Annotated in this window: 4 protein-coding genes; 2 read left to right on the top strand and 2 right to left on the bottom strand. The window is 58.4% G+C overall.

Features of this window, described 5'->3' with window-relative positions; all coding sequences use genetic code 11:
- Positions 1–94: 94 nt before the first annotated feature.
- Positions 95–1,486, top strand: a complete 1,392-nt coding sequence (tcyP, locus tag VF709_RS06865; protein WP_038419159.1) for a cystine/sulfocysteine:cation symporter — start codon at positions 95–97, stop codon at positions 1,484–1,486.
- A gap of 66 nt (positions 1,487–1,552) precedes the next feature.
- Here the strand turns inward: tcyP and VF709_RS06870 are convergent, their stop codons facing one another.
- Positions 1,553–11,386, bottom strand: a complete 9,834-nt coding sequence (locus VF709_RS06870; RefSeq protein WP_038419158.1) for an autotransporter outer membrane beta-barrel domain-containing protein — start codon at positions 11,384–11,386, stop codon at positions 1,553–1,555.
- 446 nt (positions 11,387–11,832) lie between these two features.
- Positions 11,833–12,087, bottom strand: a complete 255-nt coding sequence (gene cedA, locus VF709_RS06875) for a cell division activator CedA (RefSeq protein WP_072203699.1) — start codon at positions 12,085–12,087, stop codon at positions 11,833–11,835.
- A gap of 188 nt (positions 12,088–12,275) precedes the next feature.
- On the opposite strand from cedA, the gene katE reads away from it, so the two are divergent.
- Positions 12,276–14,525: a catalase HPII gene (katE, locus tag VF709_RS06880; RefSeq protein ID WP_058651488.1), complete on the top strand. Its 2,250-nt coding sequence runs from the start codon at positions 12,276–12,278 to the stop codon at positions 14,523–14,525.
- The last annotated feature ends 67 nt before the right edge of the window (positions 14,526–14,592 follow it).

The following is a 14,592-nucleotide window of genomic DNA, read 5'->3' on the forward strand; positions in this document are numbered from 1 at the left end:
TCCATTTGGATATAAGCGCGACATCACACTTCTGCTAACCTTGCGCCAACAGGACCGGTAAAAACCGGCCACATAATAAATCAGGAGAACGGGGATGAATTTTCCACTCATCGCGAACATTGTCGTGTTCGTTATATTGCTATTGCTTCTCGCCCAGGCGCGCCACAAACAGTGGAGCCTGGCGAAGAAAGTGCTGGTGGGTCTGGTCATGGGTGTCGTGTTTGGCCTGGCCTTACATGCCGTCTACGGCTCCGATAGCCCGATACTGAAAGACTCCATTCAGTGGTTCAATATTGTCGGTAACGGCTATGTCCAGTTGCTGCAGATGATCGTCATGCCGCTGGTATTTGCCTCTATTCTGAGCGCTGTTGCTCGTCTGCATAACGCTACGCAGTTGGGTAAAATCAGTTTCCTGACCATCGGTACGCTGCTGTTTACCACGCTGATTGCTGCGCTGGTGGGGGTGCTGGTGACCAACCTGTTCGGTCTGACCGCCGAGGGTCTGGTTCAGGGTACCGCTGAAACCGCGCGCCTGACCGCAATTCAGACCAACTACGTGGGTAAAGTCGCTGACCTGACGGTGCCGCAGATGGTGCTCTCCTTCATTCCGAAGAACCCGTTTGCTGACCTGACAGGCGCCAGCCCAACTTCCATCATCAGCGTGGTGATTTTCGCTGCCTTCCTGGGCGTGGCGGCACTGAAACTGCTGAAAGACGATGCGCCGAAAGGCGAGCGCGTGCTGACCGCTATCGATACCCTGCAAAGCTGGGTGATGAAGCTGGTTCGTCTGGTGATGCAGCTGACCCCTTACGGTGTTCTGGCACTGATGACCAAAGTGGTTGCTGGCTCTAACCTGCAGGACATCATTAAGCTTGGCAGCTTCGTTGTCGCCTCTTATCTGGGTCTGGGCATTATGTTTGTCGTACACGGCATCCTGCTGGGTGTGAACGGCGTAAGCCCGCTGAAATACTTCCGTAAAGTCTGGCCGGTACTGACCTTTGCCTTCACCAGCCGTTCCAGCGCCGCATCTATTCCGCTGAACGTCGAAGCGCAGACTCGTCGCCTGGGTGTACCTGAGTCTATCGCCAGCTTCTCGGCCTCCTTTGGTGCCACGATTGGTCAGAACGGGTGTGCGGGTCTCTACCCGGCGATGCTGGCCGTGATGGTTGCGCCAACGGTTGGGATCAATCCGCTGGATCCGGTCTGGATTGCTACGCTGGTCGGTATCGTCACCATTAGCTCCGCAGGCGTTGCGGGCGTGGGCGGCGGTGCTACCTTCGCCGCGCTGATTGTTCTGCCTGCGCTGGGCCTGCCGGTAACGCTGGTGGCCCTGCTGATCTCCGTTGAACCGCTGATCGACATGGGGCGTACCGCCCTGAACGTGAGCGGCTCAATGACGGCCGGTACGCTGACCAGCCAGTGGCTGAAGCAGACCGACAAAGCCATCCTGGATAGTGAAGACGACGCCGAGCTGGCGCACCGTTAATCACGTTCCTGTGAGAATAAAAAAAGCCCATCCGCGACGTGATGGGCTTTTTTATGTCCGCTATTTTTACCAGGTGTATTTCACCCCGAGACCGCCCTCCACGTTACGGTACTCGCTGGCGCCCTGCTGGGTACCGATGTTGCCCCACAGGCTCCACTGATTACTCAGTTTCGCTTCTACCCCAGCTTTTACCTCATAGCGATGCTTCGGCGTATCGGATTCCAGACGCGTGCTGTCCATTTTCACGGCGTCGGTATAGCCGTTATAGAGCCAGTTCGCCTCGATAAACGGCTGCCACTGACGTCCCTTCTTGTCTGCAGAATAGCCGTAGACCCTTACGCCCAGACGGTTGCTGAAACCACCGTCGTTCATCTTCACTTTAGTACCGTTGTCCTCTTTCACATCGTCCGCATCGTAATGCGTGTAAATAACCTGCTCCTGAGGCTGCACAAAGAAGCTCATTAGCGAGGTGTTATAGACGTTGAAGGCCCAGCCCCCCTCCACCGAAACGGCCTGGGTCGTGCTGTCGTATTTCTGTTCCGGCAGATCGTCCCCGTTCACCTTGTTGTTGTACCAGCCATACTGCGTCCAGGTATCAATGTACGGTCCCGTCCCTTCCGGGCGTCCATCCGCAAACCAGGTCCCATACAGACCGACGCTGTAGCCATCCACTTTGCTGCGGGCGACGGTGCTCTGGCCGTCGCTCTGGTTACGGGTCCGCGCGGAGCCGTAGCCCGCCATGACACCCACCTGCCAGCGGTTCTGGACCTGCAGGTTACTGGCAAGATCGAAACCAAGCTGCAGGCCGTTACTCCAGGTATCCTGCCCAATCTGTCCCGCGCTTCGGCTGTCGGTACGGCTGCCGAAGGTGCGGATCCAGGCAGACGGCGCGTTCAGCTGCTGACCGTTGCCGGTGACAAACAGGCTTTCCCCCAGACGGTCGTGCAGGCTATGGGTGAACATGTCCATCGCCGCGCTCTGGTTACCCAGATAGGCCCCCGCTTCCGGGCGAATCGGCACGACCGGTTGCTCAACGGGAACCCGCAGATACCAGTCGCCGTCATTGCTGGTTGGCGTGCCTTTTAACAGCTGATAATCATAAGCACCGGCGACCACGCGGTTCGCAAGGGTAAAGTCCCCGTTTGACGCCCCATCCACCTCAATGACGCGAATACCATTGACGGTCTGCGCGCCGCTTCCGCCTTTGTTATTGACATAAACGTCGGTATGACCGCTGGTATCGCCTTGTACCACCAGCTTATCGGTTTTCGAATTATCCCCGCCCAGCACCGTATTGAGCACCAGCGTACTGTGGGCGGTATAGTTCCCGGTGACGGTGAGCGTGTTGCCCACGCTATTCCCCGCCAGGTTAACGGTATTGAAGTTATCGAGATCCCCCTGGATGGTCAGATTCCCTGCACCACCGGTCAGCGAGGTAATGGCATCACCGGCGGAAACCGTCCCTCTGCTGGTGACATTCCCGACGATCTTACCGTAGCCGCCGAGCGTGGCCCCCTCATCCACCGTGACGGCCCCACCGCCGGAGAGAGCCGCCGCGCGGTTATCCAGCGCCAGCGTACCTGATTCAACGTGCGTGCCCCCCGTATGGGCATAGTCACTGGCGAGCGTAACCCTCCCGGCGCCCGCTTTGGTCAACAGGCCGCTGCCGCCCATCGTGTTGGCAAACGCCCAGTTGTCGCTGGCGTTCAGCACCAGTTCGCCGTTATTGATGAGGGTAGACGTACCGAGGCTGGCAGGCTGCTGCGCCGTCAGGCGATTCGCAGTACCAATGTTGATGTCGCCGCTAAAGTCCGCGTTATTGCCGGTGAGGATCACGTCGCTGCTGTTGACCAGGTTCATGGCCCCTGCCCCCTGGACGGCATTAGCCAGGGATCCTTTTACGGTATCCAGCACCAGAGTGCCGTCCAGCGTGACCGCGCCGCTGCCCAGCCCGGCCGCGTTTTTGAGGCGCGCCGTTGCCCCGCTGTCGATATCCACGGTCGCGGTCAGCGCATCGTTAGCGTTTGTAACGATCAACTCGCCGCCGGTCAGGTTGAGGTTACCGCCCCCGGTTAATGCCCCGTCGCTCTGCCCGCCATTGGTTACGGTCAGCACGCCGCCGTTCAGCGCGAGCGTACTCCCCGCCGCGCCGTTGAGCGCGCCAATACTCTGGCTGAATCCGTTGAGGTTGGTCGTCGCACCGTCAGCTATGTTCAGGGCGCGGGTCTGGCCGAGGGTGTTATTCCCACCGAGCAGCAAGGTGCCGCTGGTTACCTGCGTATTCCCCTGATAATCATTCGCGGTATTCGCCAGCGTGAGGGTGCCGTCGTTGGCGCGGAATTCGAAATCCCCAACGCCGGTCAGCTGTGCACCCAGCGTACTGTCGGTGGCTCCGGTGGTATCGATCACCGCCGTTGACTGGCTGTTCAGCACCTTAAGCATATACCCCGCGTACAACCCCGGACCGCCAGGGGCATTCGCACCCGCGGTCATGACGGCGGTATAGCCGTAGGTGGCCAGCACGTCGTCATGACCAAAGCCGTCAGAGACCTGATCCGTCTCGTCAGCCGGGGCTGCGCCATCCAGCAGCAGGGTCAGATGCGTCCCTTCCGAACTGACGGTTGTCGCTTTCACCAACTGAATACCGTTATCCACCTCGTTATCCTGATCGAGGAAGTTGCCGTCTGGTTTAGTCCCCGGTGGCAGGGAGGTAGTCTGCAGATTAACGACGCCCACGTCTGGCGGCGTAACGGCAGAATCGACGTTCAGGTTATTCACCGTCAGGATATTTGCCGAGGAAGGCGTGCTCATCGCCACGTCCAGCAGCCCGCCGTTGAACGTCAGGTTTCCGATAGTCTGGTCGCTGTTGAGCGTGGCGATTGCCCCGATCCCCAGCGACAGCGTGGCGTTGGCTAACGCGCTGGTGTTATCACCTTCCAGCGCCATCGTGCCGCGACGCAGCGCCACAATGCCGTTAAACGCGTTCCCCGCCGTGGCCGCAAAGTTAAAGGCATCGCTGATACTCCCCAATGTCGCGGCCAGCAGGCCGTTGCCGGTCAGCGCGTTGATAAACGTAAAGCCGCCGCTGGCCGGGCTGACGTTGAGAATGCCGTTCAACTGCACCGGTGAGCCGCCGAGGTTTTCCTGAGCGGTTACGGTCACCCCACCGCTGCCGGTAATATCCCAGCTGCCGTTAAAGCCGCTGTTATCCCCTGCTATTGTGGTTTGCAGGGCGCTGATGCGGTTGGTTCCCGTACCGGTGATGTCGGTGGTGAGGGTGTTTCCGGCACCGCTGATGTTCAGCACACCGTTATTGTCCACCGCGTTGCCAAAGGTGCCGTTCGCGAACGAGAGCGCCAGCGTTGCGCCGCTGTTAACCGTCGCGGCGCTGGTTCCCAGGGCGGCAACGTTCGCCGCGTTTAACGTTCCTGCGCTGACGGTAGTGGCGCCGCTGTAGGTGTTGGCTGCGGTCAGTGTCGTCTGACTGCCGCTGACCTGTTCCACCGTCCCCGCCCCGCTAATCACGCCGCCGTAGCGCCAGTCGCTGCGGTTGAACTGCAGGGCGCTGTTGTTGACGATATTTCCGGCCACGCTGCCGTCCGTGGTGCCATCGCCGATGCTCACGGTTCCGCTATTGATGACCACCGGCCCGGTCACTCCGACGCTGCTGTTGATAAACAGCGTACCGGCACCGTCCTGGTGCAGTTCACCGCTACCGGACACCGCCCCCGTCAGGGCCACGTTATCACTGCGATTAAAGCTCAGGGTGCCATTATCCGCGATCGGCCCGGCAACGCTTCCGGTTGTCCCGCCCGCGCCAACCTGCATGACCGCGCCGCTGTTAATCGTGGTGAGGCCGGTAAAGGTATTTGCCCCCGTCAGGGTCAGCGTGCCGCCGGTAAGCGTCAGATTACCGAGCGCGCCGCTGGTCACCCCGCCAAACGTTCCTCCGTTGCTGATGGTCAGGTTACCGCCGTTAATCGCCAGACCGCCATCGCCCGCCAGCGCGCCAATGGTCTGGGTCATGCCGTTAATATTGGCGTTTGCGCCGGTGTTGATGGTAAGCAGGCTGGTGTTACCGAGCGCCTGATTGCTGCCCAGACGCAACGTTCCGCCGGATACGCTGGTGGTCCCGGTGTAGTTGTTGCTGTTGTTATTGAGGGTAACGGTCTGGCCGCCAGCCGCACTGGCATCAACGTCAAGATTACCGACGCCGGTCACCTGCGCCGACAGCGTTGCCGCGGCCCCAGTTGCTCCGGCATCCGACGTCAGGTGTAACGTCTGCGCACTCAGCAGATCGAGCGTGGTTAAACCGTACTGGATATACAGGCCGTCGTTACTGGTGCCGGTACTGAGGGCATAGTTGTAGGTGGCATTGGCCACCGCCGTCCCCCCTTCCGTTATCGCAAACTGCTGCGGATCGCTGATGACGTTGCCATCATGGTCAGTCAGGGTCAGGTTATTCGCGGTACCGGTCACCGTGCCGGAAGCGGAGACCAGCCGGGACAGGATCGCCCGATCGTCCTCTTCCATCAGGTTCTGCCCCGTTGGCGCCGGGTTAGGAATACCGGCGGTCGGCGCTTCGGTGCGAATTTCACCGCTGTTTAGCGTCAGGTCGCCCACCGCCACCGCGCCATCCGGCTGTCCGGGCGGAACCTCGCCGTTAAAGACCAGTGCCCCGCCGTTTATCGTCAGGTTGCCGATGGTTTGCGTTCCCGCGCCCACCGTGGTTTCGCTGTTGTTATCCAGCTGCAAGGTCGCGTTAGTCAGCGCTGCGGTATTGTCACCCGCCAGGTTGAAAAGGCTCTGCCCCAGGCGGAGCGTGCCGGTATAGGCGATGCCGACGGTATTATCAAAGGCAAAGCTACTGCCGCTGGCAAGCGCGGCGGTCATCAGCCCTGAGCCGGTCAGGGTATTGGTGAAGGTATAATTCCCGCTGGCCGGGGCAATGTTCAGGGTACCGTCCAGATTAACGGCGGCGTTCCCGAGGTTTTCTCCGCCCGCCACGTTCGCCTCACCGCCGCTGATAATGTTCCAGTTGCCGGTAAAGAGGGTGTTATCCCCGCCAAGCGTAGTATTGAGCGCACTGATGCGGTTCTCGCCCGCCCCGGTGAGGGTGCTGTTGAGCGCATTCCCCGCGCCTGTAACGTTCAGTAATCCGCCATTGGCAACAGCATTGGCAAACGTACCGTTACTGAACGAGAGCAGCAGGCTGGCACCGCTGTCAACGGTTGCCACCCCGCTACCCAGAGCGCTGCTGTTCGCGGCGTTTAACGTTCCTGCCGCCACCGTGGTCCCGCCGGTATAGGCACTGGTGCCGCTCATCACGGTCGTTCCGCTGCCGACCTGCGTGACCCGACCATCGCCGGTAATCGCGTTGGCGACCGTCATGGCGTTGCTGCGGTTAAAGGCCAGCGCCGCCCCGCTGTCGAGCGTAATCGCGCTGGTGCCGGCAAGCGAGCCGGTGGTCCCGCCGTTGCCCAACTGCAGGGTGCCCTGCTGCACGGTGGTCGCCCCGGTGTAGCTATTCGTTCCGGTTAACGTCGTCGTCCCGGTCGCAGTGCTGTTCTGGGTCAGTGTCCCTGAACCGCTTATTGCCCCCGCCAGGGTGACATCATCTGAACGGTTAATAACCAGTCCAGCATTGTTCACCACATTGCCGACAATCGACCCGCTGGTGCCGCCCGCGCCCAGCTGTAATACCCCACCGCCCAGCGTCGTACCGCCGGTCCAGGCGTTATTCCCGGTGAGGATCCACGTCCCGGTGCCTGCGGTGGTGACCGAGCCGGTGCCGCCGATCGCGCCCCCGTAGGTGACGCTGCCGGTGGTGTTCTCCGTCAGGGTGCTGGCACCCAGCGTGACGTTACCCGTGCCGGTCAAATTATTCACGCTCTGATTGAAGCCGTTCAGATCGAAAGTGGTGCCGTTGTTCAGCGTGACCTGACTGCTGTCATCAATCACATTAAGCGCGCCTGCGCGCAGCGTACCGCCCGTTACCGTGGTGGTACCGGTATAGGTGTTACCGGCATTGGTGAGGGTGAGCGCGTTGGTCGCGTCGATCGCCAGATTGCCACTGCCGCTGATTAACGCCTTCATGTCCGACGCGCCGGCCGGGGTGGCGGTGTCACCAGAAAGCGTAAGCGTCTGGCCGGACTGCAGATCGAGCTGGTTAAGGGTGTAACCGACGCCCAGCCCATTGGTATTGTTCAGGCTGTAGCCGTAGGTGCCGATGGCGACCGTCGCGCCGTTCTGGTCAATATTAACCAGCGAACTGCTCAGCGCGCCCCCGGAGAGATCTGTCAGGGTCAGGTTCGATGCGGCACCGCTGGTGCTGGTGGCGGTAATCAACTGCAGCCCTGAACCATCATCCTCGGTTAACAGCGAGCCCCCGCTGCTGGCGACCTGAGTGGGATCGATTTGCACTGTCCCGGACGTCAACCCCAGCTGGCCAGTAGCGATCACCCCGGAGGCGAGATTCGCAAAGCGCAGGGTTCCGCCGTTCAGCGTCAGGTTGCCGGGTGTTTGCGTGCCGCTCCCCACCGTTGTGGTGTTGCCGCCATCAAGCTGTAGGGTGGCGTTGGTCAGAGTGGTGGTGTTAACGCCCGAGAGAGCAAACGTGCCTTGCCCGAGCTGCAGCGTACCGGTAAAGGCGCTGCCGACGGTGCCATCAAAGGCAAAGGCGTTGCCGCCTGTCACGGTGGCGGTCATCAGGCCCCCGCCGGTCAGGGCGTTGGTAAAGGTATATCCCCCACTGGCCGGAGCAATATTCAGCGTGCCGTCCAGATTAACGGCGGCATCCCCCAGGTTTTGCCCGCCGGTCACGTTCGCCGAAGCGCCGTTAGTGATATTCCAGTTGCCGGTAAAGAGGGTGTTATCGCCACTCAGCGTGGTGTTCAGGGCGCTGATGCGGTTCTCGCCCGCCCCGGTGATGCTGCCGCTAAGCGTCGCATTCGCGCCGGTGACCGCCAGCAGACCTGCGTTGGCGATGTTGTTCGTCAGGGTTCCACCGGTGAAGGAGAGATCCAGCGTCGCACCGCTGCCGACCGTCGCGTCGCCTGTGCCCAGCGCCGTCGCACTGGCGGCATTCAGGGTGCCGGCGCTGACGGTTGTCCCGCCGCTGTAGCTGTTTGCCCCGCTCAGCGTGGTCTCTCCCGTTCCGCTTTGGGTTAGCGTCCCCGTCCCGTCAATGGCTCCGCCCAGCGTCAGGGCACTGGAACGGTTGACCACCAGCGATCCGTTGTTGGTGATATCGCCGGTGATCCCCCCCGTGGTACCGCCGCTCCCCAGCTGTAATACGCCAGAATCAATGGTTGTGCCACCGGTCCAGTTATTATCCCCCGTCAGGATCCAGGTTCCTGTTCCGGCGGCCGTCACTGCCCCGGTGCCGCTGATTACGCCGCCATAGGTCACGGTGCCTGCGGTATTCTCCGTCAGGGTATTTGCCCCCAGGGTCACGTTTCCGGCACCGCTGAGGTTATTAACGCTCTGATCGAAACCGTTCAGATCGAACGTAGTTCCGCTGTTTAAGGTGACCTGGCTGCTGTCGTCAATCACGTTTAACGCACCCGCGCGCAGGGTGCCACCGGTCACGGTCGTGGTGCCGGTATAGGTATTGCCCGCGTTTGTCAGGGTAATGGCGTCGGTCGCATTGACCGCCAGATTACCGCTGCCGCTCAGCAACGCTTTCATATCTGCCGCGCCGGAAGGGGTGGACGCGTCGCCAGAGAGGATTAAGGTTTGCCCTGCCTGGATATCCAGCTGGCTTAAGGTGTACCCGACGGCCAGCCCACCGCTCTCGGTCAGGCCGAAATCACCGTAGGTCGCCACCGCCACGGTATTGCCCCCCTGCGTGACGTTCGCCTCAGAGGTGGTTAAGGTATTTCCGGTTAAATCCTGAAGCGACAGCGCTGACGCCGCACCGGTGTTGCTGGTTGATGTCACCAGCTGCACGCCCGCGCCATCGTCTGCCTTCAACAAATTACTGGTATCGACAATGGCGTCAGGATCAACCCGGATGGTGCCGGAAAGCATGTTCAGCTGTCCGGTATTGATTGTGCCCGCAGGCAGGTCCGGGAAGCGTAAAATGCCGCCGTTTAGCGTCAGGTTACCTACATTTTGCTGGGCTGCCCCCACGGTGGTGGTCCCGCCCAAATCCAGCTGCAGCGTGGCGTTGGTTAGCGCCAGGGTGTTATCACCATCAAGGCTGAAGGTGCCGGAGCCCATTTCCAGCGTGCCTGTAAAAAGGTTTCCCACGCTGCTGGCAAAATTAAAGGCGTTGCCGCTCGTCAATTCGACTTTGAGTATCCCGGCTCCGGTGAGGGCATTGCTAAAAAGAAAACCGCCTGTCACCGGGACCACGTTCAATATCCCGGCCAGTTGAACCGCACCCTCACCCAGATTTTGCGTCGTTTTGGCAAACATCGAGCCACTGCTGAGGATATTCCAGAGACCGGAAAAGCCGCTGTTATCGCCATTGAAGGTCGTATTGAGTGCGCTGACGCGGTTCTCCCCCGTCCCGGAGATGTTTCCGTCGAGTGAGTTATCCGCGGCAATCACATCCAGCACACCGTTATTGGTGATGGTGTTGGTGAAAACATCACCGGTGAAAGAGAGGTCCAGCGTCCCTGCATTATTGATGGTGACATTTCCGGTTCCGAGAGCGTCGACATCAGACGCGTTCAGGGTTCCCGCATCCACAACGGTGCCGCCGGTGTAGGTATTGGCGCTGGTCAGCGTGGTCTGGCCGCTTCCGGCCTGGTTGACGCGCCCGCTGCCGCTGATGAAATTGGCAAAGCTAATGTCATCGCTGCGGGAGAAGCGTAGCGTGCCGTTATCAACAATATTCCCCGTTACGCTGCCGCTGGCGGAATTATTACCAAGCTGGAGGACCGCATCGCCGTTGATGGTGGTTCCCCCGCCGGTACCACCGTTGTCCAGTGCGCCATTAAGGATCAGAGTGCCGCTTTGCACATACAGCGCCTGGTTCGTGATTCCCGTCGTAGTCGAGGAGCCGCTAAGGATCCAGCTTTGGCCGACATCTGCCGCGACAGTAATGCTTTGTACACCCGTGACGTTACTGCTAAGCGTTCCCTGCCCGTTCAACGTCAGGGTATTACCGGTTCCGGTTGCCGTGATATTGCCGGTGATGTTACTCCCTGTGTCGAGGGTGACGGCGTTATTATTCCCCGTCAGCGAAATAGCGGTTCCCCCGGAACCGATAATAATGCCACTGTTTGTCAGAGTATGCCCGCTGGTCCCTAACAGGATCCCGGTATTACCAGTAATAGAACCTTCGTTGGAAATAGTCACCGTTCCTGATGCGCTTATATCAATCCCATAATTACTGGTGCTGGTTGAATTAATTATGCCACCCGCCTGGTTATCGACAGAGCCAGAGGAACTACCCCGGAACCAAACGCCATTATGCAGTAAGTCAATTTTACCGGCGTTGCTAATTGTTGAGGTGCCCGAGTCGACAATAATACCGTACCCGCCGCCAATGGATGAAGTACTGTCCCCCACATAGCTACCAGTACCATTACTGAAATAGACTGACGTTCCGCCATCGGCACCGCTCACTACACCACTGTTATTAACCGTACCGCCCGATGTCAAAAATATCCCGTCGCTGTTGCTGTCGATAGAACCGGTAGACAAAATATTCAGCGTACCGCCATTATTCAACTTAACCCCGGCGGCATTCCCGCCGGAACCACCGCCGGTTGTGGTGACATCACCACTGAGATTCAGCACCGTACCTTGCGATGCGGACCCCAGATTCAGGCCATATGAGCCACCGTTGACCGTCGCCCCATCATCAATGGTTACCAGCCAGTTTTGTGAATTATCGCCGCTGATTGCGCTACCCGAGCTAACAGTAATATCGTTAGGTGCAGGCATTATAAACGGACCTGGGCCAGACAATATATAGGACGAGGTTTGACTATCAATAACGGTATCGGCATAAACAGGCATTGAAGCCAGCACTAAAACAGGGATTGCATTTCGAATGGCGATAGCCAGACGAGAAAAGTGAAAACCATCGTTTTGCAACGCACAGGATTTATTCATTTTTCTGACCCATAGGTGTTTAACAGACGCAACACTTAAAGGATAGAATTAATGAATTAAAATATTACATTATTTTTTCAGCATTAAATCATAGCATTAGGAGGTGTCAAAAAAATTAGTGACCAGGATCATATAAAAAAGATAACCCTGAAGTGTTATTTTTTTCAAATATACATTCCAGACAGGAATGCACATTTATTTTCCGATGAATAATAGCCATATATTCATCGGAACAATACATCCCGTTTTACTAACGGGATGTTCTGTATAAAAAACTATTCCTGAATTTCTTCATCCTGACGGACCTGCATGGCCCACCGCTGGGCCGCTTCCGGCACGGTAAACACCGGAGAACGACGGAAATGCTCGCCAATCAGCACAAAGGCCACATATTTGCCACGTAACTGCCAGACATCGCGATAGCCATCCACCTTCAGCGCATGTTCAGGGGGAGCGGGTTCGACACGGGGCACGTAGCTAATAACCTGGCGATTTTGTTGACGAAGAGGTTTCATAAGCGACTGGTTCATTAAAGCACATTCTGAAAGCAGGAAATTTCTATGATAGCCGATCCTGCCCCCACGCGTCGTGCCTTGCGTGTGGTGGACCGCCTCTTTTACTAAGGCGGTGTCTGAAAAAGCTGAGTTCGCCTGCCCTTTCCGTACATTGTTCTATAGTTAACAGGGTTTTTTAGGAATGAATAAAGGAGAAGCGTGCAATGTCGAACAAAGATAACACACATCAATCACCCATTCATGGCACTGAAGAATCACAGCCGGGTATGGACTCCCTTGCACCTGAAGATGGCTCTCATCGCCCTTCACCGGGCCCCTCAGCCCCTGGCGAGCAGCCGACCGCGCCCGGTAGCATGAAATCGCCGGACACCGGCAATGAGAAGCTAAAATCACTCGAGCCACACCGCAAAGGCGGAGAAGGCTATGCGTTGACCACCAATCAGGGGGTGCGCATCGCTGACGATCAGAATTCCCTGCGCGCGGGATCCCGCGGACCGACCCTGCTGGAAGACTTCATCCTGCGGGAAAAAATTACCCACTTTGACCATGAGCGTATCCCGGAGCGTATCGTGCACGCGCGCGGTTCCGCCGCTCACGGCTATTTCCAGCCTTACAAGAGCCTGAAGGAAATCACCAAAGCTGACTTCCTTTCAGACCCGGATAAGATCACACCCGTATTTGTGCGCTTTTCCACCGTGCAGGGTGGCGCAGGTTCGGCTGATACCGTGCGAGATATTCGCGGCTTTGCCACCAAGTTTTATACCGAAGAGGGTATCTTCGACCTGGTCGGCAATAACACCCCGGTCTTTTTCATTCAGGATGCGCATAAATTTCCTGACTTTGTCCATGCGGTAAAACCGGAGCCCCACTGGGCGATACCGCAGGGACAAAGTGCGCATGACACCTTCTGGGACTATGTCTCCCTGCAACCCGAGACGTTACACAACGTGATGTGGGCGATGTCTGACCGCGGGATCCCGCGCAGCTATCGCACCATGGAAGGGTTTGGCATTCATACTTTCCGGATGATCAACGCCGAGGGCAAAGCGACGTTTGTCCGTTTCCACTGGAAACCGGTCGCCGGGAAAGCCTCGCTGGTGTGGGATGAAGCCCAGAAGCTGACCGGGCGCGATCCGGACTTCCATCGCCGCGAGCTGTGGGAATCCATTGAAGCGGGCGACTTCCCGGAATATGAGCTGGGGTTACAGCTGATCCCGGAAGAGGACGAATTCAAATTCGATTTTGACCTGCTGGATCCGACCAAACTGATCCCCGAGGAGCTGGTACCGGTTCAGCTGGTGGGCAAAATGGTGCTTAACCGCAACCCGGATAACTTCTTTGCCGAGAACGAACAGGCGGCCTTCCACCCCGGTCATATCGTCCCCGGCCTGGATTTCACCAACGATCCGCTGCTGCAGGGGCGACTGTTCTCCTACACCGATACGCAGATCAGCCGACTCGGCGGGCCGAACTTCCATGAAATTCCGATTAACCGCCCCACCTGTCCGTACCACAATTTCCAGCGCGACGGGATGCATCGTCAGGATATTGATACCAACCCGGCCAACTATGAGCCGAACTCCATCAACGATAACTGGCCGCGCGAAACGCCTCCTGGCCCGAAACGGGGTGGATTTGAGTCGTATCAGGAACGTGTGGACGGCAACAAAATCCGCGAGCGCAGCCCGTCATTTGGAGAGTATTACGCCCACCCTCGCCTGTTCTGGAACAGCCAGACACCGATTGAGCAGCAGCATATTATCGGCGGCTTCAGCTTCGAACTGAGCAAGGTTGTGCGGACCTACATCCGCGAGCGCGTGGTCGATCAGCTGGCACACATTGATATTCAACTCGCCCAGAGCGTGGCCGATAACCTCGGCATTACGCTGACGGATGAGCAACGCAATCTTGCCCCGCCAAAAGAGGTCAACGGGGTGAAAAAAGATCCGGCGCTCAGCCTGTACGCGGTGCCGGGAGGCTCGATTAAAGGCCGGGTGGTGGCGATCCTGCTTAACGACAAAACTCGCGCCAGCGACGTGCTGGGGATCATGCAGGCGCTGAAAACCAAAGGCGTACACGCCAAATTGCTCTACTCCCGAATGGGTGAAGTGACTGCCGATGACGGGTCAGTGCTGCCGGTTGCCGCCACCTTTGCCGGTGCGCCATCCCTGACAGTGGACGCGGTGATTGTGCCGTGCGGCGATATTGCCAGCCTGCTGAGCAACGGTGACGCGGTCTATTATCTGCTTGAAGCCTATAAGCATCTGAAACCGATCGCCCTTTCCGGTGATGCGCGACAGTTTAAAGCACGCCTGAACGTGGCCGATCAGGGTGAAGACGGGATTGTGGAAGGCGATAACGTCGACGACGCGTTTATGACGAAGCTGTTTGATCTGCTAGCCGCGCACCGCGTCTGGTCGCGCAGCAGCAAGATTGACCAGATACCGGCGTAAAAAAAGCCGGGTGGCGCTTGCGCTTACCCGGCCTACATTTCGACTGGTTTTGTAGGCCCGGTAAGGC

It is taken from the genome of Enterobacter sp. Lyrl_3 (assembly GCF_051948675.1).
GTDB classification, from domain to species: Bacteria; Pseudomonadota; Gammaproteobacteria; order Enterobacterales; family Enterobacteriaceae; genus Enterobacter; species Enterobacter cloacae.